At 37.7% G+C, this 24,201-nt stretch carries 24 protein-coding genes; 14 read left to right on the forward strand and 10 right to left on the reverse strand.

Features of this window, described 5'->3' with window-relative positions; all coding sequences use genetic code 11:
• Positions 1-116: 116 nt before the first annotated feature.
• The 4 genes from HPE63_RS15780 to HPE63_RS15795 all read right to left on the reverse strand — a co-directional run bounded on the left by HPE63_RS15780 (position 117) and on the right by HPE63_RS15795 (position 4,133).
• On the reverse strand, positions 117-476 hold the full coding sequence (locus HPE63_RS15780) for a CoA-binding protein (protein ID WP_188315246.1): 360 nt from the start codon (positions 474-476) through the stop codon (positions 117-119).
• Positions 477-1,014: 538 nt separating this feature from the next.
• Positions 1,015-2,022 carry a 3-oxoacyl-ACP synthase III family protein gene (locus HPE63_RS15785; protein ID WP_188315247.1) on the reverse strand — a complete coding sequence of 336 codons (1,008 nt, stop codon included), beginning with the start codon at positions 2,020-2,022 and terminating at the stop codon, positions 1,015-1,017.
• Positions 2,023-2,137: 115 nt separating this feature from the next.
• Positions 2,138-3,448, reverse strand: coding sequence for an ABC1 kinase family protein (locus HPE63_RS15790; RefSeq protein ID WP_188315248.1), 1,311 nt, complete (start codon positions 3,446-3,448; stop codon positions 2,138-2,140).
• A 25-nt stretch (positions 3,449-3,473) separates the two neighbouring features.
• Positions 3,474-4,133, reverse strand: coding sequence for a TetR family transcriptional regulator C-terminal domain-containing protein (locus tag HPE63_RS15795; RefSeq protein WP_188315249.1), 660 nt, complete (start codon positions 4,131-4,133; stop codon positions 3,474-3,476).
• Positions 4,134-4,469: 336 nt separating this feature from the next.
• Here HPE63_RS15795 and htpG point away from each other — a divergent pair, with 336 nt between their 5' ends.
• Both htpG and HPE63_RS15805 read left to right on the forward strand, forming a co-directional pair.
• Entirely contained in the window at positions 4,470-6,356 is a 1,887-nt protein-coding gene (htpG, locus tag HPE63_RS15800; protein ID WP_188315250.1) for a molecular chaperone HtpG, read from the forward strand.
• 34 nt (positions 6,357-6,390) lie between these two features.
• On the forward strand, positions 6,391-6,804 hold the full coding sequence (locus HPE63_RS15805; protein ID WP_188315251.1) for a DUF2141 domain-containing protein: 414 nt from the start codon (positions 6,391-6,393) through the stop codon (positions 6,802-6,804).
• 81 nt (positions 6,805-6,885) lie between these two features.
• On the opposite strand, the gene HPE63_RS15810 is transcribed toward HPE63_RS15805, so the two are convergent.
• Together HPE63_RS15810 and HPE63_RS15815 are read right to left on the reverse strand one after the other, a co-directional pair.
• Positions 6,886-7,314 (reverse strand): hypothetical protein, encoded by a 429-nt coding sequence (locus HPE63_RS15810; protein ID WP_188315252.1) that lies wholly within the window; start codon positions 7,312-7,314, stop codon positions 6,886-6,888.
• Complete coding sequence (locus HPE63_RS15815; protein ID WP_188315253.1) at positions 7,298-7,885, reverse strand: RNA polymerase sigma factor; 588 nt, start codon at positions 7,883-7,885, stop codon at positions 7,298-7,300. Before HPE63_RS15815 ends, HPE63_RS15810 begins: the two co-directional genes overlap by 17 nt.
• A 160-nt stretch (positions 7,886-8,045) precedes the next feature.
• Here HPE63_RS15815 and HPE63_RS15820 point away from each other — a divergent pair, with 160 nt between their 5' ends.
• The 5 genes from HPE63_RS15820 to HPE63_RS15840 all read left to right on the forward strand — a co-directional run bounded on the left by HPE63_RS15820 (position 8,046) and on the right by HPE63_RS15840 (position 11,575).
• On the forward strand, positions 8,046-8,396 hold the full coding sequence (locus HPE63_RS15820) for a DUF6249 domain-containing protein (protein WP_188315254.1): 351 nt from the start codon (positions 8,046-8,048) through the stop codon (positions 8,394-8,396).
• A gap of 205 nt (positions 8,397-8,601) precedes the next feature.
• Positions 8,602-9,687: a helix-turn-helix domain-containing protein gene (locus HPE63_RS15825; RefSeq protein WP_188315255.1), complete on the forward strand. Its 1,086-nt coding sequence runs from the start codon at positions 8,602-8,604 to the stop codon at positions 9,685-9,687.
• 345 nt (positions 9,688-10,032) lie between these two features.
• On the forward strand, positions 10,033-10,473 hold the full coding sequence (locus tag HPE63_RS15830) for a hypothetical protein (RefSeq protein ID WP_188315256.1): 441 nt from the start codon (positions 10,033-10,035) through the stop codon (positions 10,471-10,473).
• An 89-nt stretch (positions 10,474-10,562) separates the two neighbouring features.
• Complete coding sequence (locus tag HPE63_RS15835) at positions 10,563-11,210, forward strand: MOSC domain-containing protein (protein ID WP_188315257.1); 648 nt, start codon at positions 10,563-10,565, stop codon at positions 11,208-11,210.
• Between the two features lie 11 nt (positions 11,211-11,221).
• On the forward strand, positions 11,222-11,575 hold the full coding sequence (locus HPE63_RS15840; RefSeq protein ID WP_188315258.1) for a DoxX family protein: 354 nt from the start codon (positions 11,222-11,224) through the stop codon (positions 11,573-11,575).
• Positions 11,576-11,633: 58 nt separating this feature from the next.
• Here HPE63_RS15840 and HPE63_RS15845 read toward each other — a convergent pair whose 3' ends face one another.
• Entirely contained in the window at positions 11,634-12,221 is a 588-nt protein-coding gene (locus HPE63_RS15845; RefSeq protein WP_188315259.1) for a hypothetical protein, read from the reverse strand.
• Positions 12,222-12,629: 408 nt separating this feature from the next.
• Between HPE63_RS15845 and HPE63_RS15850 the strand changes: the two genes are divergently transcribed.
• Positions 12,630-13,502 (forward strand): AraC family transcriptional regulator, encoded by an 873-nt coding sequence (locus HPE63_RS15850; RefSeq protein ID WP_188315260.1) that lies wholly within the window; start codon positions 12,630-12,632, stop codon positions 13,500-13,502.
• A complete protein-coding gene (locus HPE63_RS15855; RefSeq protein ID WP_188315261.1) occupies positions 13,499-14,092 on the forward strand; it encodes an alpha-ketoglutarate-dependent dioxygenase AlkB family protein in 594 nt (197 codons plus the stop codon). The genes HPE63_RS15850 and HPE63_RS15855 overlap by 4 nt, the downstream gene beginning before the upstream one ends.
• 230 nt (positions 14,093-14,322) lie before the next feature.
• On the opposite strand, the gene HPE63_RS15860 is transcribed toward HPE63_RS15855, so the two are convergent.
• The gene (locus tag HPE63_RS15860) at positions 14,323-15,096 is read right to left on the reverse strand and encodes a S1/P1 nuclease (protein WP_188315262.1); all 774 of its coding nucleotides are present in this window, start codon (positions 15,094-15,096) and stop codon (positions 14,323-14,325) included.
• A gap of 104 nt (positions 15,097-15,200) precedes the next feature.
• Here HPE63_RS15860 and HPE63_RS15865 point away from each other — a divergent pair, with 104 nt between their 5' ends.
• The 5 genes from HPE63_RS15865 to HPE63_RS15885 all read left to right on the forward strand — a co-directional run bounded on the left by HPE63_RS15865 (position 15,201) and on the right by HPE63_RS15885 (position 22,816).
• Positions 15,201-17,456 (forward strand): transglycosylase domain-containing protein, encoded by a 2,256-nt coding sequence (locus HPE63_RS15865; protein WP_317172921.1) that lies wholly within the window; start codon positions 15,201-15,203, stop codon positions 17,454-17,456.
• 261 nt (positions 17,457-17,717) lie between these two features.
• Positions 17,718-19,922: a DUF5916 domain-containing protein gene (locus HPE63_RS15870; RefSeq protein WP_188315263.1), complete on the forward strand. Its 2,205-nt coding sequence runs from the start codon at positions 17,718-17,720 to the stop codon at positions 19,920-19,922.
• 1 nt (position 19,923) lies between these two features.
• Entirely contained in the window at positions 19,924-20,727 is an 804-nt protein-coding gene (locus HPE63_RS15875; protein ID WP_188315264.1) for an HAD family hydrolase, read from the forward strand.
• A gap of 34 nt (positions 20,728-20,761) precedes the next feature.
• Positions 20,762-22,024: a DUF819 family protein gene (locus HPE63_RS15880; protein WP_188315265.1), complete on the forward strand. Its 1,263-nt coding sequence runs from the start codon at positions 20,762-20,764 to the stop codon at positions 22,022-22,024.
• A gap of 84 nt (positions 22,025-22,108) precedes the next feature.
• On the forward strand, positions 22,109-22,816 hold the full coding sequence (locus HPE63_RS15885; protein ID WP_188315266.1) for a DUF4369 domain-containing protein: 708 nt from the start codon (positions 22,109-22,111) through the stop codon (positions 22,814-22,816).
• A 49-nt stretch (positions 22,817-22,865) separates the two neighbouring features.
• On the opposite strand, the gene HPE63_RS15890 is transcribed toward HPE63_RS15885, so the two are convergent.
• The gene (locus HPE63_RS15890; RefSeq protein ID WP_188315267.1) at positions 22,866-23,135 is read right to left on the reverse strand and encodes a hypothetical protein; all 270 of its coding nucleotides are present in this window, start codon (positions 23,133-23,135) and stop codon (positions 22,866-22,868) included.
• 70 nt (positions 23,136-23,205) lie between these two features.
• Positions 23,206-24,174 carry a type I phosphomannose isomerase catalytic subunit gene (locus HPE63_RS15895; RefSeq protein WP_188315268.1) on the reverse strand — a complete coding sequence of 323 codons (969 nt, stop codon included), beginning with the start codon at positions 24,172-24,174 and terminating at the stop codon, positions 23,206-23,208.
• Positions 24,175-24,201 lie beyond the last annotated feature (27 nt).

Consider the following 24,201-nt stretch of genomic DNA (forward strand, 5'->3'; position numbering starts at 1 on the left):
ATTGGTAGGATTTATCTGCGTAGGCTTCATTTCGGGACTACCACGGCTTCCATTCCGTTATTTTCGGATTTCTTTTAGGTTATTTAAAATTGAAATTTATGAAAACCAATGAAAAATCAGTATTGATCGGTTGCCAAGAGTACCAAAGTACAGGCTATGACGATTTCTATACCGTTTTTCTCGAGTAGTTCATAAAATTCAGGGTTTTCAGTTCCTGGGTTAAAAATTACCCTTGCAGGTTGTAGGTTAATGATGTCATTATAATAGGTTTTCTGTCTTTTTGGGTTTAAATACAAAGTAATCGTATGTATATTTTGGATATCATCTAAATTGGTCATAATTTGTACCCCGTGAATTACTCCTACTTGTAATCCGTAAGCCTTAGTGACATAACCCTTGTCAACTAGACGTTTTATTGCGATATTACTATAGCGGTCTGGTTTTAATGAAGCCCCAAAAACAAGTGTGTCTTTCATATGTTAAAATTGCTTTTCAAATGTAATTTTTTTGCTAAAAGTACGTCTTTATAAAAACAAGATAATGGTATTAATAATTACTGAATCACATATAAGATCGTTGATAAAGTTATATGTTTATAGTTAATGGTTAGTGTTTAGTATAGCTTATCAGCGAAAGGAACCCTGACGGAAACGTCAGGGTTTTATGATTAAGGACCCCATCGAATTTCCATACACCTAAAACATTTTATTTTACCAATTGTTTGTCATTGATTATCAATTCCCATACCCTGTCAATTCAACTGATAAAAGAAAGTTAAAGTATGCACCTTTGGTAACAATAGTGAATTAATTACGTCTTTTATACAGCACCAGTGTACCATACCATGCTAATACAATCTGATTTGGATAGTTATGAATGGATAGTAGTATTATGGTATACCATGACATTGGCCAAGACTTGTTGGGATGATGGTTGGTTGGTCTCAAAAAAGTCTGGTCAAAAAGAAACCCTGACGAAGTTCGTCAGGGTTTTATTATTTAAATGGGTTAACATCTACCATTTTATTATGACACTACCCCAAGTAAATCCGCTACCAAAGGCTGCAAGCACGACCAAATCGCCATCTTTTACCTTTCCTTGTTCCCAAGCTTCCGTCAGCGCAATGGGTATAGAGGCAGCTGTAGTATTTCCATATCTCATAATATTATTGAAGACTTGGTCATCTTTCAATCCAAATTTTTTCTGAATAAACTGGGAAATTCTCAAGTTGGCCTGATGGGGTATAAGTAAATCAATATCTTTCTGGGTGAGGCCATTTGCCATCAAACCTTCCATGATAACCTCACTAAAACGAACCACGGCATTCTTAAAAACAAATTGCCCGTTCATATAGGGATAATAAGAAGTTTCGTCAGGATCGTTGTCCTTGATTATATCCGTTATCCAACGCTTGCCCATACCGGGAGCGATCAATGAGAGTTCTTCTGCATGTTGACCTTCGGAATGTAAATGTGTTGAAAGTATTCCTTTTGTAGGGTCTTCTTCACGCGAAAGGACCGCAGCACCTGCACCATCCCCAAAAATAACCGTTACCCCTCTTCCCCTTGTGGTAAAATCCAGACCCGTTGAGTGTACTTCAGAACCGATAACAAGTACATTTTTGTACATACCTGTTTTAATATACTGGTCGGCGACCGAAATACCATATACAAAACCTGAACATTGATTTCTTACGTCCAAGGCCCCAACGGTTTTTATTCCCAGTTCGCTTTGAACCAAAACCCCTGGTCCTGGAAAGTAATAATCTGGACTTAGTGTTGCAAAAACAATGAAGTCTATTTCGTCTTTGTCAATACCTGCCCTCTTTATAGCTATTTTGGCAGCCTTGACCCCCATGGTCATAGTCGTATCCTCACCCTTGATTACATGGCGCCGTTCTTTTATTCCTGTTCGTTCCTGAATCCATTCATCATTGGTATCCATAACCTTGGCTAAATCATCGTTGGTCACGACATTCTCTGGAACAAAATACCCGAGGCCAGTAATTTTAGAATTATACATCGTATCGTCTGTTAAGGTTTGTTCAATAGATTGCACATCTATCGTCTTGCAAGGTAGTGATTGCTTCGCTTTAAATCAATAGATAAAATAGTAACAAGAAAAATAAAGATAATATCTAATCCAGGTACTTCTTGTAGTTATCCACCTTTACCGTTGCCTTCAAATCATGAAGTAAGTTAAAAAGCCCGAAGAAGGTGCGGTTCATATAAAGAAAATGTTTAGAACCCCTATTTCCGTTCATCTTTCGAATCTGTTGATCCGTTGAATATCGCTGACTTAAATCAGCTATTTTGACCCAAAAATCGTCTGCTCCAAAATCAAAGGTCTCTTCATTAAAAGGGGTAGTAAACAAGGTCAACATTTCTTTGAACAATTCCTTGAAAAACTTGAATTCCGCCGTTGTATCGGCAGGGGTCAGGATCTCTAATTCATAGAGTTTTCGGGTAAAAACCACGTCATTTGAAATATTCTCTTTTTTGGCCAACTCAAAATAGGGGATATAAAACTCATCAGGAATCGCCTTGATACAGCCGAAATCTATGGCAATCAAAGTTCCCCTATCGCTAATGAGAAAATTGCCCGGATGTGGATCTGCGTGTACTTTTCGCAATCCATGTATTTGATACATAAAAAAATCCCATAGGGTCTGCCCTAGCTTATTTCCTAATTCCGCTTTAAAATCGGTCTTGGCAAATTCACTTAAATGGAGTCCATGCATCCAATCCATGGTGATAATCCGATCACTGGACAATTCTTCATAATAAGTTGGGAATTCCAAATTGGGGATATGCGCACAAAATTTGGATATTTCCTTGCTTTGTTGCAATTCGAGGACATAATCGGTTTCCTCATTCAATTTATGCTCTACCTCCTTAAAGTATTTATCAGAATCTGTTCCCTGAAGATTAAACATACGCATTGCGATGGGCTTTACCAATGCCAGATCACTGCTGATGCTCTCTGCAACACCGGGATATTGGATTTTAACCGCCAATTCCTTATCACCCTTGGTCGCCTTGTGCACTTGGCCTATACTTGCCGCATTAATCGAATTACGTTCAAAAGTATCAAAAAGCTCCTCTGGGTATTTATCCAAGTACTTTTTAAACGTTTTACGGACTAACGGAGCTGAAAGTGGGGGCACCGAAAATTGTGAAAGTGAAAACTTCTCGACATAAGCCCTTGGAAGGAGGTTCTTCTCCATACTTAACATCTGGGCAACCTTCAGGGCACTACCTTTCAAACTTTTCAAGCCGTCATAAATATCGCCGGCATTGTCTTCGTTAAGCTCATCCCTGGTATGTTCAGGGTTAACTAGCTTCTTTCCGTAATACTTGGCATAATTACCACCGATTTTTACCCCCGTCTTTACGAGTTTGCCCGCACGTTCGATTTTACCTGTAGGAATTGCATCTAATGTTTTCAATATTTATAGGACTTAAGGTTAACTACTATACAAAGGTCTCCTTATAAAGAAATTTACCAAAATCGATAATATTCTCTAAGGGAGTATTGTCAAAAAGATCAAAAATTGTATTTACCGATTTTTCGATGGCTATATCGGTCTTCTCAAACCCCTTGGAATCATCATCTTTCCAGAATTTCAATAGAAACAAAAATTGAAACCAAGCGCCTTCAGAAAATAGTCCAGGGTTATGTTTGGTTATCTTCAATGGCTTGCCATCATTGGCCTCCTCTATTAAACCGGTCGCAAAACCCTTGATTCGTTTTCGCAGCCCTTTAAGCTGTTTTAAGTTCTTCAAAGGGTTTTTTTCTTGGTGTGATGAGAATAGCACATAACTTCGATTCAAGGTCAATAACTCAAAAAACGAATAATAAAAAGTGAGCATCTTATCCTTGTTCGAAAATCCTTCGAATTCCTTATTTTTTCCCAACAACATCTCTGTATTATCATAGAACTTGATCCATATCCGTTTAGGGATAGTTTCCAAAGAACCAAAGAATGAATAAAAATCAGATTCGGAAATCGAATTTTGTTTGCAGAATTTAAAAACCGACTTCGGTTTTATTCCATGTTCCAGGACATAGTCCATATACATGGCTATCACATCATTTTCCGTAAGCTTTTTCGTTTTGACCTTCGCACCCATAGAATGATTTTTTATAGTTTGGAAAAATTGCAGTGTTTTATTTGCTCTAATAAAGTTTGGTTGAAAAAACGTGCTTTCCGAGGAAAGCACGCTCTCTAACAACCTAACCACTAAAATCTAGTAGTAATTGGGTATTTTTGACTTTTTCATAGCAAATCAATTCCCAACAGGTACAAATATAAGTATTGTTTAATGTTTTTTACTTTTTATTAAACAAAAATATTTGTTAAAGTTTCGGATGTCCAATTTTTCAAGTTTTCGTGCCAGTTTGTCATTCTTTACGAGAATGGTATTTTTTTTGACAGGTATGTTCTATTAATCTTAAAAATAAAAAAAATGGCTACAGGTAAAATCAATGTATCAGTAGATAATATATTTCCTTTAATCAAAAAATTCCTTTACAGCGATCATGAGATTTTTCTTCGCGAATTGATTTCAAACGCAACGGATGCAACCTTAAAATTAAAACACATGACCTCCATTGGGGAGGTTAAAGTGGACTACGGTAATCCGATGATCGAAATTAAATTGGACAAAAAAGGGAAAAAGCTCCATATCATCGATCAAGGAATTGGTATGACCCAGGAAGAGGTTAAGAAATATATTAACGAAGTTGCTTTTTCTGGGGCAGAGGAATTTTTGGACAAATATAAAGAAGCGGGTAAGGATGCTGGCATAATCGGTCATTTCGGACTTGGTTTTTATTCCTCCTTTATGGTGGCCGATAAGGTCGAGATCATAACCAAGAGTTATAAGGAAGAACCTGCGGTACATTGGTCATGTGATGGTTCCCCGGAGTTTTCTTTAAAAAAGAGCAAAAAAGAGGATAGGGGTACCGAGATCATACTTCATATTGCCGATGATTCTACCGAGTTTTTAGAAGAAAATAGAATCAAGGAATTATTGAACAAGTACAACAAGTTCATGCCAATTCCCATAAAATTCGGAACAAGGACAGAAACCCTTCCTAAACCGGAAGGAGCAAAAGAAGAAGATCCAGCACCAACAAAAGAAGTTGACAATATTGTCAACAATCCCAATCCTGCTTGGACCAAGCAACCTGCCGACCTAAAGGATGAGGATTATAAGAGTTTTTACAGGGAGCTTTATCCTATGCAGTTCGAGGAACCTTTGTTCCACATCCATTTAAATGTAGATTATCCTTTTAACCTAACAGGGATCTTATATTTTCCGAAATTAACCAATGATCTGAACATTCAAAAAGATAGGATACAACTCTATCAGAACCAGGTCTTTGTTACCGATAATGTCGAGGGAATTGTTCCAGAATTCCTAACTATGTTAAGAGGGGTCATTGACTCCCCTGACATTCCTTTGAACGTGTCACGTTCCTATTTACAGGCCGATGGTGCAGTAAAGAAAATTGCATCTTACATCACCAGAAAAGTTGCCGATAAATTGAATTCCCTTTTTAAAAACAACCGGGAAGAATTTGAGGCCAAATGGAACGACATTAAAATCGTCATTGAATACGGTATGCTTTCCGAAGAGAAGTTTTTCGAAAAAGCCGATAAATTCGCCCTATATCCAACGGTTGATGGCAAATACTACACTTTTGAGGAAATGAAGGAGGCGTTAAAGGCAAATCAGACCGATAAGGATGACAAGCTTGTAGTACTCTATGCTTCTGACAAAGAAGCGCAACACAGTTATATAGAAGCGGCAAAAAATAAGGGATATGAGGTGTTATTGATGGACTCCCCCATTATTGCCCACTTAATGCAAAAATTGGAAACCTCGAAAGAGAATCTTTCCTTTGCCAGGGTCGATGCCGATCATTTGGATAATTTGATAAAAAAAGAGGACACCCAGATATCTAAACTTTCAGATGAAGAAAAAGAACGCCTAAAGACTAATTTAGAAGAGGTTATTACCGATAAAGGATATACCATTCAAATGGAGGCGATGGACAGCAATGCATCACCTTTTATAATCACCGAACCCGAATTCATGCGTAGAATGAAAGAAATGCAGAAAACCGGTGGTGGCGGAATGTTCGGAATGGGCAATATGCCCGAGATGTATAATCTTATCGTAAATACCAACCACGAACTTGTTGGTGAGATCTTAAATACAAAAACGGCCAAAAAACGCGAACGTTTGATCAACCAGTCCTTAGATCTGGCAAGACTGTCAAAAGGTCTACTAAAAGGGGAAGAGTTGACCAATTTTATTAAGCGGAGTTACGAAATGGTCAAATAGTTTGGCTAAATTTGGGCAAACCGGTGTCCTAAAGATGAGAAACTTAATTCTAGGTATAGTATTCCTTTTTGGAAGCTACGCATGTGGCCAAGACAATAGCCTAAGCATTAAGATAGAAGGCATAAAATCTGAAAGAGGGAAAATTCTCTATACGGTATTTTCAGATAACGTCGGTTTTCCCAGTGATGTGGGTAAAGCAATTCAAAGAGGTTTGGTCCATATAAAAAACGGAATGGCCGATATTCGTTTGGACTTGCCCAATGGTGAATATGCCGTAATGGTCTTTCATGATGAAGATGACGATAATGAACTAAAAACCAATTGGTTCGGCATGCCCAAAGAAGGCGTTGGAAATTCGAACAACCACAAGGGAATACCTAGTTTTAAAAAATCGGTTTTTAAGTTGGTAGAAGACAAATCGATCATGATAAGTCTTTGGTATATGTAAATCGAACCAAACAATTAAAAAACCGTCCTGGCCTAATGGTCAGGACGGTATTTTTTAATTATCCTTTTAAAAGTCCATTCTTTATTTAAAAAAATACCTTTTGTCAAAATGGTTCTTTAACAATACAATTTGCAAGCCTACAAAGAACGCCAATCCAATAAACGCATAAACATAAATATCAGATACTGAAAACTCGGGCATTTGATCGAGCACATCTATTTTACCAAATTCCAAAAGTATTTTTTCTGGCCACCAATCGTTTTTGGCAACGGCATCCCCATAAAGAAGAAAAGCAAAACCACCTAATACAATTGCTATGATCCCCCACCATATTTTCTTGTTTATCAATGGTTTATAGCCCAAGACTTGTCTTGGACGTTTTTCCGCCTCGATTTTGGAGATAATGGCATTCGTAAAATTCAATGAAGGTTGTTCCAAACCTTCTTCCTTTATTCTTTTTCGAATTACCATATCGAATTTATCGGTATCATCTTTATCTATCCTTTGCATAACTCCGTATTATTTCTGGTTCCAATGTATCGGCCAATAGATTCATTAGGCGTTTTCTTGCCCTAAACAATTTAACTTTCACGTTATTGGCGGTTAGGTCCATTACCGCTGAAATCTCCTGTAATGAAAGTTCCTCATAATAAAACAAGGTGATTAAAATACCATCATCACCTGGCAACAACCGAAGTGCATCTTTTATGGTTTTGTTCTGTTCGCTCCGTTCAAAGTGCATAATCACATTTTCTTCCTCGCCTAAATGCCTTTCGTAAACCTTATCAATCGATGTTGTTTCAATTTTTCGGCCCGACTTTCGCACATAGTCCAAACTGCGGTAATATGCGATTTTATACAACCATGTCGAAAATTTGGCATCCCCCTTAAACCGTTTTAACCCTTGATAGGCTTTCAAAAAGGAATCTTGGGCAATTTCTTCTGCCTCTTCCTTATTTTTAACCATTCGCATCGCCAAGGTATAGACCATATATTTATAACGGTCTACCAAGTCGGCAAAGGCGCCCATATCACCATTTAAGGTCCTATTGATCAAAGGTTGGTCTTGTTCAAGGCTCATCTATTGCATATGACGCTGAATATCCTCTAGCGGTTACATAAAATATAAAAAAAACATGGGTTTGTGTAACCCAGCATAAAATTCCTGCGTCTTACCCTATGAACGAGTTTATTAATCAATCTGTACTGAGCTGGTTTCAGTATTTAAAAACAATCAAATCATGGTAGGACCGGTATTTATTTTCATCAGTTTATTCATCGTCATTTTCGGCATAGCGTATCTTCACTTTTCAACAAGGAACAAGGAACGATTGGCCCTTATAGAAAAAGGGGCCGATGCTAGTATATTCGTAAAGGGAAAAAGTGAAAAGGCCGCTCCGGTATGGAAAATCCTTATCTTGAATTTGGCCCTATTATTAATGGGCATCGGTGGCGGCATCGTGCTTGGGGGCATCTTACAAAACAATTTGGCAGGGGATTCATTTTATGCCATGCCCGGTAGCATTTTCCTACTCGCAGGCACGGGACTGTTAATAGGTTTTTTTATTACCAAGCAATTGGATAAGGAGTGAAATAAGAAGTTTCATCTTAAAAAAATAAAAAACCGAACTATAAGTATCGGTTTTTTATTTTTACCCAATTATTATTAAGAATACCTTTTAGAATATATTTGTGCCCACTTTCATATAAGAATATTACATCGTATCTTACTTTAAAAATTGCTATCCCGCTTTTATGTTTGAAATAAACAACCTTGGTTTCAATTTTCAAACCCTAATGGATATTATAGGGTTAATACAAGGGGTTACTTTAGGTTTATTATTGCTAATATTAAGCCATAAGCACTTTAGAAGTACTTTTTTTCTTGGGCTTTACTTGTTATTATTTTCTTTGAAATTAGCCGTTTTTATACCAAAAGGGTTAAATCTAGATGAACTACATCCAGAATTTTTGCTTTTGCCATTTAATTTTTCATGGTTGCTTTTTCCATTGTTCTTCATTTATACACAAAAAGTATCGATTTTTTCCAATCAAAAAACAAAATATTGGGTAATCGTTCCAGGAATATTATCATTTTTATTACAAGTCGTTATATATTTCCTACCCTATTCAACAAAACTGGAAATTGCACAAAGTTTTTGGCACGAACTTTTTTTTACGTTCATAGGAATATGTTATTCATGGGCGATAGGCATTTGGAATTTAAGGTTTGTCAATTTCCATATAAAGGAAGTAAAGAACACATTCTCCCTAATAGAATTCAAAGAGCTTAAATGGGTTCGTATTTTCCTTATATATGCTTTAAGTACCTCTGTAATAATTCATGTTTTATACTTTATTTCTCCCCAAAACTTTTATTTCAAACTGATATTTTCCATTTTTGATTTGATAGCAATATATTGGATCGCGGGTAATGGTGTTATTCAACGTAATGTTTCTTCTACACTTGAACTATCTCCAAAATTCCCTGAAATTAAATCTATAGCTGAAAACTATAACCAAAGCTATTCCATTGAAGATTTAAAAGTACTAATGAGGCAAATTGAGGATTATGTTGTAAGTAGCGAAAGTTATATGTCTGCTGAACTTACCATTATTGATTTGGCAGAAAAATTGAAAGAACATCCCAAACGTATTTCTACAGCAATCAACACTATTTTAAATAAAAATTTCAATACGTATATAAATCAGCATCGAATTAAAAAAGCTGAAAGGCTATTGAAAAATAAAAGTGCGGAAAATTTCAGTATTGAAGGAATTGGAAAAGAAGTTGGCTTTAATAGTAAAAGTGCTTTTTATTCCGCCTTTAAAAAAATGACAGGAATGACACCCACCGCATATAAGGAAAGAACAGCCGTATAGGGTTAAATACCCTCAAATCCTAATTTTACTACTAATTCAAGTATTTCACAAAATCAAATGTTAAGAATGGTTTGAGTCGCTAAATACCTCACTCCTAAGCTTTTTAGTATTCCAAAGTGTCCTGATTTCGGAAATCAGGACACCTTCTCCTTCACGTTAGTTGCATTTTAGCGTTTATATACCAAATCTTTATATGTGTGTGAAAGTTTAAACAAAAGGACCGTGATCATTTTGATTTCCCAATTCCCCTAAGATGTGGATTTTTAAATTGATAAGTCAGTAATAAAATTGGTAGTTCCCCCGAAGTCAATAAATAATTCGGTCCTTTTAAATTTATAATAATAAATGAATACTTTAGAAATAAATGCTTCAGGAAATTTTGAAAGCTGGAGTCCCGGTAAAATAAAAGAATTAAAAGATCAAAGAATAAGCAATGACCTTGGTCAAAACTTAATATTCGAAAACGAAAATATTCGACTTTGGGAAGTTATATTATTGCCAAACGAAAGACTGCCGTTTCGCAAAATAAATATGGATTATAGCTGGGTTTCGTTAACTTCCGGATTGGCAATATCAAGGTATGCTGACGGAAAGATAATACTTATGCGAATTGATAAGGGCGACTCTGCCTTCTTGAAATGTAAAGAAAAAACTTATATATATGATCTCGAAAATAAAGGAAACGATATTCTCTTTTTCCATCTGACCGAGTTTAAACATCAAACCATTAAAAAATACTTGTCAAAAGGCGTACGGTTAAAAGCGAATAAGTCTTCTAACGATTAAAAATTCCTGACCAAAGTACCCCACTGGGTAATTTAGTATTGTCTTCGGGATATTACCATCAATATTATCCGGTTTCCTATCTTTAGGGGATGAAAATAATTTCCACCAATATTGGCAATCCAACTACTTTTTTATGGAATGGTAAGGAAGAGCGTACAGGAATTTATAAATATCCAACACAAGAACCCTTGTTTCTAGGAAAAACAGATGTCAAAGATGATACCGTAGTTGATCGTAAACATCACGGCGGGGAACATAAAGCATGCTATTTATTTTCATCAGCGCAGTATCCATATTGGAAAAGCAAGTACCCCCATCTGGAATGGGATTGGGGCATGTTCGGGGAAAACCTGACCATTGAGGGACTTAATGAATCCCAGTTACGGATCGGCGACATTTATAAAATAGGTGCGTCTTTGGTTCAAGTCTCACAACCTAGGGAACCTTGTTACAAATTAGGTGTTCGCTTTGGCACCCAAGACATTATAAAACAATACATCGACCACTGCCATCCAGGCACTTATGTCCGTATTCTTATAGAGGGGAATGTAAACAAAGGGGATATACTTGAACTGACCGAACAATCTAAAAACCCGCTTACCGTACAGCAGTTTTATAAATTACTATACGCGAAGGAAAAAAATGTTGACCTTGTAAACCTGGCAATTGACAATACAGCACTTCCCGATTATAAAAGGGAGCGTTTAAAGCAGTATCTTAAAGATAAAGGCAACTAAAGAATCAAATTATGGCATTTCCATGGCATCTCTATAGTATGGCTGTTTTGTACATCATTGCCGGGATCATGCATTTCGTACGGCCAAAAATATATCTCCGTATAATGCCCAGATATCTCCCGCAGCCTAAATTATTGGTGGGGTTGAGTGGTATGGCCGAAATTCTTTTAGGTACAGGATTGTGCTTCAACATTACAAAGAAATATTCCATTTATGGTATTATTTTAATGTTGGCCATATTCCTTTTGGTCCATTTTTATATGCTAAGCAGTGAAAAAGCATCGGCAGGCTTGCCTAAATGGGTTTTGATCTTAAGAATACCCCTTCAATTCGTGCTCATGTATTGGGCCTACTCCTATTTGTGATCCGAACAAAAAAAAGGGGGCTTACGCCCCCTTTTCCCTCGAACTAAATTAAACCAACTTAATCAACTATCATCTCTTCGAAATACTTGTCATTAAAGTTTTTAACTATAATGTTATATCGACCGCTGTAGGCGTTTTTAAAATTGAAAGCCTTTTCAATAAGCCCCTCGTTTTTAAATACTTGGTTATAAACCACCCTGTCATTATTGTCTATAACTTTGATCTCAACTTCTTTTTTGCTCAAGTTCAAAAGATTAAGATAAACCATACCATCCTTCTTTCTGAAGACAGGCTTGTTCTTTTCTAACTTGTTTTCGATAGAAATGCCCGAATCTTCAACCAAAATGGTGTATTCTGTCTCTTTTACCGCATCCTCCACTTCAAGGAAATATGTTCCTGTTTCCAGACTATTCAAATTAAATCTTTTTAAATACTCCGTTTTATCTTCCAAGGCTTCAGCGAAAATTACATTGCCCTGTTCATCAATGAACTTCAGCGTTGCATCTGTGGATAGATTGTCATATCTAAAGACCAAGGTTTTACTATCTTCGTCTTTGACAATTCTTAAATCGATCTTGTTGGCCATGCCAAAGGCGGTAATGAATAAAAAGGCCGTGCTTAGTGTTAACTTCTTAATTGTTTTCATAACATTCTGATTTTAAGGATTAATGAATAATTTATTGATTGATGAATAATTTATTGATTACTGAATTTTCTACTTTTTATTAGCGATTGTAATTTCTTTTGGTTGCCCAGACAACTCTTTTACTGTCTTTAAAGTTTGAAAAAAATGAATTCCTTCTTGCAACTGTCGGCATCTTACTAATTGGTGCGTTCATATTCTTTTTTTTAATTATTATAAAATTAATTACAGGACAAACTTACGACCGCAATATCCCTCTCACTACATCAGTTTTTTCCAATTTATGTGTTATTTTACCAGATTAGTAGGTTAATTAATTGTTAAGGGGTAATTTAGCATAGATTTGAGTTAATTTTGCAAAGTTGGGTTAAAAACAACCTTACTAAATTTGCATTATATAAACATTATTAAATGCTAAAACAGAAACCTACTTTAGAAGCCATTGAACCCAATTTTGGGCATTCATATATGTACCAGAAGTTCGACGCTTCAAAGAACAATAGAAATAATATATGGCACTATCACCCCGAAATTGAACTGGTTTATGTCAATGGTGGGGCCGGTAAACGCCAAATCGGAAGTAACCTGTCTTATTATACCAATGGTACGCTTATATTAATAGGTAGTAATCTGCCCCATTGCGGGTTTACGGATAAATTGACAGGAAATAGAAGTGAAACGGTTATTCAAATGAAGACGGACTTTTTAGGGAACGATTTTTTCGATATTCCCGAAATGAGAAAAATCCAAAATATTTTTGAGGTAGCGAAAGCCGGGGTAGTCTTCTTTGGGGAAACAAAACAGCGATTGGGCGCAAAGATGGAGGCTTTGGATCACCAATCCAGTTTTGAGCGCCTATTATCAATATTGGACATTCTGCATGGATTGGCCAATACCGAGGAATTCAGGATATTGAATGCCCATGGCTATTCCTTGGAAGCCGATACCAAAGACAATGATCGTATCAATATCGTATTCAACCATGTCAAAAATAATTTTAAGGAAGAAATAACCCTACAGGAAATCTCGGATCTAGTGAGTATGACCATACCTTCGTTCTGTAGATACTTCAAAAAGATTACCAATAAGACCTTTGTGCAGTTTGTAAATGAATATCGTCTGGTACACGCTTCCAAATTGTTGGCTGAACAACCCTTGAGTATCACAGAGGTATGTTTTGAATGTGGTTTCAACAATTTTTCACATTTCAACAAATCGTTCAAGGCCTTTACAGGCCAGAATCCATCGGCATACAGAAGTCAATTAAGTACGGTTTTACAATGAGTTCCATAAGGATGATTCCTTTGAATTTGGATGATTGTGATATCACTTATTATCCGAACTTTATCGATTTAAATAAGGCTGATGGGTATTTTAAGCATTTTAGAAGCACTATTCCTTGGCAGCAAGATGATATAAAGATTTTCGGCAAAGTGCACCCACAACCCAGATTAACGGCGTTGTATGGTACGGGAAAAAAAACATATTCCTATTCCAATATCATTATGCAACCGAATTTGTTCACTGGCGAATTGCTTGAAATCAAGGACAGTATCGAGGCAATTGCCCAAGTGGAATTCAATGCCTGCCTTTTAAATCTCTATAGGGACGGACAAGATAGTAACGGTTGGCATTCGGACGATGAAAAGGAGCTGGGACAAAACCCCATCATCGGTTCCATAAGTCTTGGGCAAGAAAGGCCCTTTCATTTACGGCACAAAAAGAATAAGGCTTTGAGGCATAAGATACTTTTGGAACACGGGAGTTTATTACTGATGAAGGGACAAACACAGCATCATTGGCAGCATCAGGTGCCAAAGACGTCAAAACGCATAGGGGAGCGTATAAACCTTACCTTTAGATTGTTGAAATAAAAAAAACCGGTAATATCATTATGTACCGGTTTTTTTTATACCCTTCTTACAAGTCTAGCACTGCCTTTAGCGTTTGGGTCACTGCACTAATGTCCTCATGCGCAACTACACTAATATAACTTCAGATCTTATGCCAAGGTATTATTATTCGACCAAATTCCCTTTTTTAGGATAAGGTGATTAAATACATCTGCCAAAATTGAATTGCCGTGGGTTCCTTGGGAAAACCGTTATTTGAAAAGATCATTCAACACTTGGGCCAAACGTAATCCCCCTTTATGAAGTTGGGACTCGACCGTGCCCCACCACGTATAACTGTATCGATAGGCAAGCTTTTCACCAACTTCAACGGAATCATATAGTGTATCGGCGATTTTATGTGACTCCTCTACCCAATCAAGGAGGGTTCCTTTCTGAATATTCCTTATCCCCTTTTTATCCAGTTTGGGAAGGGTATTCGCCAATTCAGAGAAACTCAATCCGTAGTCATCGATCATATTCGAATCCCAGACCTTATGTAGGTTACTCCCTCTTCCGAACCACTGTACCTGTATATCATTTCCCCCTTTATCCTCAACCCTTCCTACATGCATGGGTTGGTGAAGGTCGCCGATCAAATGCACCAACATTTTTAAATAAAAGACCCGATCTGCCTTAGTATTCTTCTCATTTTCGACCATTGCAATGCATTTACGAATACCTACCACCAAATCACCATACTTATTTGGCTCAATATCATTATACACCTTACCTGCTGGAATATTCACATAATGCCAAGCACTGAACTCTTTAAAACGCCTATCCGCCTTTATTTCATCAGCAAAATTTGAAATCGAGGCGATGCTCTTTCCTCCCAAAAGTTTATCGATTGCACGTCTAGCCTTTCCCGAAAGTTCTTCCTGGGCTATTTCACCGATTACCCTATGCCCTGTTTTCGACCAAAAAGGAGAATTTCCTAAGGAAATCTGACTTGTTAGGAGTATTAGAAGTAGTATTTTTTTCATGGTTGCCATTTGTTCCAAAATTAGAAAAAGGATTTTAATCTAATGTTAAGTGTTGTTTCTATTTAATTTTTTAGTTTAATCTTGCATACCCAAAATAAATTGAATTGGTTTTAAAGAATATAAAATCCGTATATGTCAGATATGCCGCTATGGCCATAGTGGCCATTTTTTTTGGGATATTCTTATTTTTACTCAGTGTTCGATTTGGGGCATGGGGTAAACTTCCTGGTAAAAACGAGCTTGCTACATTTCATTATTATAGGGCTTCGGAGGTATATACTGCGGATAGTGTCTTAATTGGAAAGTACTATTTGAACGACCAACAGCCCATTCCCTATGAAAACTTTCCAGAACACTTGATCAATGCCCTGGTATCTATTGAGGATGAGCGATTTTATGAGCATTCTGGCTTAGACTATCAAAGTCTTCTTCGGGTGGGCTTTAAGACCATATTGATGCAAGACCAATCATCGGGAGGTGGCAGTACCCTGACACAGCAATTGGCCAAAAACCTATATCCCCGTAAGGAACGCAATAAAACCAACCTTATCGTGAATAAGGTTAAGGAAATGATCATTGCCAAGCGTTTGGAAAACCTCTTTACCAAGGAAGAGATCCTTGGGCACTATCTCAATACCGTTTCCTTTGGAGGCAACACCTATGGCATTGAAAGCGCTTCACTAAAATTTTTTAATAAGCCAACAGACCAATTGAATATCGAAGAATCGGCTACGCTGGTCGGTATGCTCAAGGCGACCCATAGTTATAACCCGAGATTGTTCCCAGGAAAAAGTACCGATAGGAGAAATTTAGTCTTACAGGCAATGCTCAATAACGATTTTTTGTCCCAAATTGAGAAAGACAGTATCTCAGCACTCCCATTAAAACTGGATTATCGTGAATTTGACCATGATGAAGGTATGGCACCCTATTTTAGGGAAGAAGTTCGAAAAATACTTCGTAAATGGTGTGAAATTGAAAATGAAAATGGCCAAAATTACAATCTGTATACTTCTGGCTTAAAAATCTACACCACCTTGGATTCCAAAATGCAACAATTGGCCGAGGAAACCATGGCCATCCATATGTCTTCATTGCAAAATGAATTCGAAAAAAGCCATGGTAAGAACGCCCCTTGGCTAAAGAACAAAGCACTTATAGAGAAACTGGTCAAAAGAACAGAATCATATAAAAAACTAAAAAAACTTGGATGGGATGATGCGGTGATCATGGATACCCTCCAACAAAAAAGGACGATGACCCTTGCCGACTGGAAAGGTGAAAAATTGGTAAATGCCAGTACTGTAGATAGTGTGCAGCACTATATGAAATTTCTTAATACCGGTTCTTTGGCGATCGATGCCCAAACCGGTGCGGTCAAAACATGGATCGGGGGTATCAATTACAAGTATTTCAAGTATGACCATGTGGCCCAGAGTAAAAGGCAAGTAGGATCCACATTTAAGCCTATTGTCTATACGGCCGCACTTGAGACAGGTATTTCGCCTTGTACATATTTTTCGGCCCAGGAAGTGGAATATGAAAATTTAAAGGGGTGGTCGCCTAGCAACTCTGGCGATAAAGATGAAGCGTATCTTAACTATTCTATGGAAATGGCCTTGAGTAATTCAGTGAATACAGTGGCGGTAAAAGTTTTGGAAAAAACCGGAATCGAAAACGTGATCCAACAGGCCAAAAATATGGGAGTACTTTCTGAGCTGCCCAAGCAACCTTCCTTGGCATTGGGTACCGGAGAACTTTATGTCAATGAAATGGCCGGGGCATATGCCAGTTATACCAATAATGGAAAAGCGGTCTACCCCTATTTGATCCAGACCATTACCAACCGAAAAGACTCTATTTTAGCTCATTTTGAGCCAAAAAGGTCTAATTCCTTTGCATTTTCGAAGAAAACAGGTCAAATAATGCTGGAAATGATGAAATCCACGATTGATCAAGGTACGGCATCACGCATTCGAACATCCTATAAACTAAAAAATGATATTGCGGGTAAAACAGGGACTACCCAAAATAATAAAGATGCTTGGTTCGTAGCCCTTACGCCCAAATTGGTACATGTGAGTTGGGTGGGCCTCGACAATCACGAAATAGGCTTTAAAAGCACTAGCTTAGGTCAGGGTGCCAACGCCGCTCTACCCCTATTTGCCCTATGGTACCAGAAGTTGAATAGAGATCCAGAATTCAATGTAATGACCAAAGCACGATTTTCGAAACCGGATGCAACAGTTTTGGAATTACTGGATTGTGAACCTATTAAACGCGATGGTTTTTTTAAACGCCTATTTAAAAATCCCAATAAAAAGAAGGCAAAAAGATTCCGTTCGGGTTCAAAATCATAAAATGAACACTAAGACGATAAAATCAGCCAATAATCAAGTTAGCCCACTATCGTTTTAATCTCGATCATAACAAAATATTTTCTACCGGATAAAACATAATCTACTACCCAATGTAAACATATGTTTAAACGGAAAAATATGGTTTATAAAGGGTTTTAAAAGTAGTCTATAAATCCTAAAAAAAGGAAGCCTTTCTTAGGGTATTTGGTCGTCTTTTACGTGATAAAATCCTAAATTTGATAGTTGCTAAATTAACCACCGATGTCGAGATACCTAAGTGTTCTTGTACTTATCTTAACCACTACGATCACGTTCGCACAAAACCAACCAAAAAGCTTTACTGTAAAGCTTATTTCGAATACCGAGACCATAACCCCGGATGGCGTTTTAGACGAACCGATATGGGAGTCTGCTGAAAGTGCCTATGGATTTTGGGAATATTTCCCGTTAGATTCGATTCAGGCAAGGCAACAAACAGACATTAAAATGCTATACGATGATCAAAATCTCTATATTGGGATCACCGTATATTCCGCTGGGAGGGATTATAGGGTACAAACCTTGAAACGGGATTTCAGGGCCGGTGACAGCGATAATATCAGCTTGTTGTTCGATACCTTCAATGATGGCACCAATGCCTTTTTATTCGGTATAAATCCATTTGGGGTTCGAAGGGAAGGTTTAGTCTCCGGCGGCGGCAATGATAGAAGGGGTTTTACAATTTCTTGGGATACCAAATGGAAAGGGGACTCCAAAATTTATGATGATCATTATACTTCCGAAATGATCATTCCCCTTACGGCTTTCAAATTTAAAGAAGGGGAGACTAAATGGCGTTTCAACAGTTATCGTTTCGACACCCAATCGAATGAAACCAGTACTTGGATGCAAATCCCACAAAACCAGAATGTCTTTGGCCTCACTTTTATGGGTGATATGGTTTTTGAAAAACCTTTGGGAAGGTCTAGAACGCCTTTGGCGATTATCCCTTTCATAAATGCCATTTCCCGAAGTGATTTCGAAAATGATGAAAAGCTCAACAATGTAAAGGTGGGTGGTGATGCCAAATTCGCTATTGGCAATAGTATGAATTTGGACATTACGATAAATCCCGATTTCTCACAGGTTGAAGTAGATGAACAGGTGACCAACCTGACCCGTTTTGAAGTATCACTTCCTGAAAAAAGGCAGTTTTTTATAGATAATAGTGATCTTTTTGCCAGTTTTGGTGATGTTCGCGATGCCAACCCCTTTTTTTCTCGGAGAATTGGAATCGCAGTAGATACTGCAGACAATTCGATCGAAAATAAAATTATCGGAGGGATCAGACTCAGTGGTAAGTTGAACAAACGTTTGCGCTTAGGTGTCCTTGGCATCCAGACCGAGGCGGATGAAACGAATAAAATCACTTCCAATAACAATATGATGTTCGCCGTTCAGCAACGGGTTTTTGAACGGTCCTCTATTGGCATGTTCTTCATTAACAGACAGGCTTTGAAAGATTATGATTTTTTGGAGCCCGAGGACAAATACAACAGGGTTCTTGGCATTGATTATGACCTGATTTCGAAGGGCAATCGATGGAATGGCAAGTTCTTTCTTCATAAATCATTTGCGCATAATAGCGGTGGCAAGGATGCCTCTGCAGGGGCGACCCTTGATTATAATTCAAGGTATTTTAGCACATATTCCAAATTCGTTTATGTGGGTGAGGACTTTAGATCCGACTTGGGTTTTATCCGTAGGACCGATATCTTTAAAGGCATTGTGGGTTTCGAGAGGATTTACTGGCCAAAAAAAGGAATCATCAATACCCATAGTTTTAGATTCTTCCCCATTTTCACTTGGAGTCCAAGTATGGACCTAAAAAATACGGATTATACGCTCAGAAGTACATGGGAGGCCAGATTCCTGGATTTTTCACAGGTCAGTATCGGTATGGAAAATAATTTCACCTTTTTAACCGAGGAGTTTGAACCTACTGGAAAGGATGGCGCTATTGCCTTACCCGAGAATCTAGGCTATTATTATAACAACGTGCAACTGGAGTATAATTCTGACCGAAGAAAGATTTTTTCCTATCAATTGGAGACTACCTTAGGTCGGTTCTTTAATGGCAGACAATATTCGGTTCAAGGAATGATGACATATCGTTTTCAACCCAAGGTATATATTTCCATGCTCTTTGATTATAACAGAATAGAATTGCCCCAACCCTATGCAAGTGCCAATCTGTGGTTACTTAGCCCTAAAATCGATATTACGTTTAACAAATCCCTATTTTGGTCCTCTTTGGTACAATACAGTACCCAACAAGATAATTTAGGTTTTAACTCCAGACTGCAATGGAGATTCGCCCCTTTATCAGATTTGTATCTAGTTTATAATGATAATTATTTTGTCAATACTTTTGCCCCGAGAGTGCGGTCTATAAATCTCAAATTTACATATTGGCTAAATATTTAGAATGAACCACAGAATTTTATGTTCAGATTTGGATGGTACCCTACTGTCTACCAAAAGCGATGTTTCGGTTTTTACCATAGCTGAAATTAACCGAATAAAACCAACCACCAAAATCATTTTGGTATCCGCCAGAATGCCAAAGGCCATGCGCTACATACAAAAAGATCTTGGTATTGAAAATGAGCCGATAATATGCTACAATGGTGCTTTGGTCCTTGATATGGAAAATGAAATACACTCGACCCTCCTGGATGTTGAGATCATAGAAACACTGTACGAACTTACCCAGACATACAATATACAACTAGGATTGTATTATAAGGATGAATGGTTTGTTGAAGAAAATTCGGAACGTGTAACAAAAGAAATCCTGTATACCAAGGCGGAGCCTATATATCAAAAGACATCGAAAACGCTTAAGGAATGGAAAAGTCGAAAAATTGGAGCCCATAAGATCATGCTCATGGGTACTTTTGAAACGATTGAAGGCATAATGCCACAACTGAAGGCGGAATATCATTCGGTCATGAATATATATCGCTCGAACGATACGCTGATTGAGGTAAGTCCTAAAAGTGTTTCAAAACTAACGGCCATAAACCTGTTGATCAAAAATTCGTATTCATTTAAAGACGTCATAGCCTTTGGTGATAATTATAATGATTCCGAAATGTTGCAAAGGGTAGATTGTGGTGTGGCGGTCGGCAATGCACGTGACGAAGTTAAATCTTTGGCCGATTATATTACCTTAGAAAATGCGCAGGACGGCGTTGCCCATTTTCTCAAACTACATTTTAAGATTTGACTATATTTGAACCCAATGCCTTAAAATATTCCCTATGCATGAACTCCCTCTTACAGAAGACACTATTGTTTTTGGATTATTAAGCCTCTGTTTGGGTTTTGTTTTCTATACCTCATCCCTAAAAAAAGGATTTTGGAAAAAGTTCTATACCATTATCCCTACACTTTTAATGTGTTATATGCTTCCAGCAATCCTAACGAGTGTAGGACTAATTTCTGAGGAACATTCCAACTTGTATTATATTGCCAGTCGCTATCTATTACCTGCAGCCTTGGTCTTGATGACTTTGAGTATAGACTTAAAAGCTATCATGAACCTTGGTTCAAAAGCCTTGATCATGTTTTTAACGGGAACAGTAGGGATAATCATAGGTGGCCCAATTGCTATATTGATTGTTTCCATTTTTTCGCCCGAAACTGTAGGCGGCGTGGGTTTTGATGCCGTTTGGCGTGGTTTGACGACCATAGCCGGTAGTTGGATCGGCGGTGGTGCGAACCAAGCAGCCATGTTGGAGGTATTCCAATTCAATCCAAAAAAATTCGGGGACATGGTGCTTATTGATATTGTTGTGGCCAACCTATGGATGGCCATCATTTTATTGGGTATTGGAAAATCAGATCGGATCGATAAATGGCTAAAGGCCGATAATTCCTCGATTGAAACCTTAAAGGCCAAGGTTACGGCACATACCGAAAAGATTACCCGGGTAACTACCCTGCATGATTATATCATGATGCTTTGTTTGGCATTTTTAGCTGTTGGATTATCCCACTTTTTTGCTGACCATTTTGCCACCTTTTTGGAAAATAATTTTGAAGTCATTAGAAACAAGGAGAAAGCGTTATCATCCTTGGGGTCCAAATTCTTATGGATGGTCGTTTTTGCAACCACCGCTGGTATTATGCTATCCTTCACAAAAGCAAAGAATTATGAAGGGGCAGGTGCTAGTAAAATAGGTGGATTATTCATCTATATTCTTGTGGCGACCATTGGTATGAAGATGGATTTGGGAAGATTCCTTGAAAATCCAGGATTGATTGTGGTAGGTATCATATGGATCTCGATCCACGCAGGCTTGCTAATTTTTGTCGCCAAGTTGATCAAGGCCCCATTTTTCTTCCTCGCCGTCGGCAGTCAGGCTAATGTAGGAGGTGCCGCATCCGCGCCTATTGTTGCGGCGGAATTTCATCCTTCCTTGACATCCGTAGGAATACTTCTGGCGGTTTTGGGTTATGTTGTGGGTACTGCAGGGGCCTATATTTGCGGACTTCTCATGGAAGTTGCGGCAAATGTTTAGAATTAAGTAAAGTTTATTGATATTTGCGCAACTAATGAAATACATACATTTGGCGAACTTAGTAACCGAAGAAATTCCATTCAAATGAAATATTTATTCTACTTAGGTTGTATTACCCTTTTATTGATTTCCTGTAGCGAGGATACAACCAACACCATGTTCGTAACCGGAAACGTGAAAGGACTTAAGAAAGGTACTTTATACCTACAGCATGTCCCGGATTCATCTTTGGTAACCCTTGATTCCTTGGAAGTGGATGGTGATGGCAGCTTTTCATTCAAAACAAAGCTTGAAAGTCCTGAAATTTTCTACCTCTACCTTAACAAAAAGGACAATAATGATATTAATGATAGAATAGACTTTTTCGGCGAACCAGGTACTATAACCATAAATACGAATTGGAACACTTTTGACACCAATGCCAAGATTGAAGGATCTGCTACACATAAAAAATTGGAAGAATACCGTAAGACCATGACAAGGTTCAATAAGCGCAGTCTTGAAATAATGCAAGGTACTATGAACCGTGAGGAACCTTTGGATACGAACCAACTCGATTCCATTCAAAAACTATCGGATAAAAATATTCAAAAAGGGTATGCCTTCGCGTTAAACTTCGCTCTGAACAATAAAGATTCTTATATAGCCCCCTATATTGCTTTAACAGAGGTTTCTGATGCTAATATAAAGTATCTAGACTCTATCAATAATTCATTCACACAAGAAGTCGCCGAATCAAAATATGGTAAAGCGCTCCAGAACTTTTTAGAGGAAAGGAAAAAGAACAAATAAAAAAATCCAGCCAAGGCTGGATTTTCTATATTGTTTAACCTGTGAGGTCTTATCCTAATTTGTTCAATCGATCGACCAAGGCAACCGCTTTTTGCTCCAATTCCTGGCGAACGCCTTTCAAATGTGCTTTTCTATCCTCAACCTTCCTAATGTTCACTTTGGCGATTAAATCGTCGAATGTTTGGATAGCATCATCTATTATCTTAACACCTTCCTTTGAGTCCTGCTTACTATTGGCGGCCTCCACAATATAAACCGCTTCAATAATATCACCCAAAACGAAATTTATATCTTTCTTTAAATCCCTTATACTTGCCATTGTCTATTTATTTTTTTGCAAAAATACTATTTTAAACGTCTTCTCCTTTAGGTAAACCTACTTATTTTAATTATACGGTAACTTCCAACAATTTCGTGTTTCTGGTATTTATTGTGAGATTTTGCGAATTGGCGGGCACTAAAACGGTTTCCCCTTTTTTAAGGTCAACCGACCCTGTATTGGTGCTAATTTCTGCCGAACCGTCTACACACATTAATATAGTGAACGAACTTCTTTTAGATACATCCAAGTTCAAAGTTTGTGTAAGATTCAAGTAATTGGTTTTAAAATAAGGACACTCGACCATGGTATTCACCACATCCGACTTTTTATCATAGACTACTTTAAAGTCGTCTTTTTTGGTATAATCCATGGCATCCAATGCCAAATCTGTGTGCAACTCCCTAAGATTTCCGTTTTTATCCTTTCTATTAAAGTCAAAAACGCGATATGTGATATCCGAGGTCTGTTGTATTTCGGCCAGAAGTACACCAGCCCCAATAGCATGAATCTTTCCTGTATTGATAAAAAATGTATCCCCTTCCTCTACCTGTTCATAATTCAATAAATCCAACAAACTATTGTTTTCCAGGCTTTTGGAATATTCCTCTTTCGTCACGTTTTTATTGAAACCCACGATAAGATTAGCCCCAGGATCGGCATCCATGACATACCACATTTCGGTCTTACCAAAAGAATTATGACGCTCTTTTGCCAGTTTATCGTTCGGATGTAGTTGTATGGAAAGGTCTTGTTTAGCGTCAATGAATTTGATTAGTATAGGAAAATCCTTTCCAAATCGTCTCACAACCTCCTTACCCAATAATGCTTCGGGTTCCTGATCTATGATTTCCTGGAGTGGAGTACCAGACAAAGCACCATTGGCAACGATTGAGATATCACCTTGTACGGCCGAAAGTTCCCAACTCTCCCCGGTAATATCGCTCACAATGGGTTTCCCCAAAACCTCCTTTAATTTTGTGCCGCCCCAAAGACGTTCTTTCAATATGGGTTGGAACTTAAATGGATATAGTTTCATTTGATTTATAATAAAATTAAGGCTGAT

Origin of the sequence: Maribacter arenosus (assembly GCF_014610845.1) — a bacterium.
Taxonomy (GTDB): domain Bacteria; phylum Bacteroidota; class Bacteroidia; order Flavobacteriales; family Flavobacteriaceae; genus Maribacter_A; species Maribacter_A arenosus.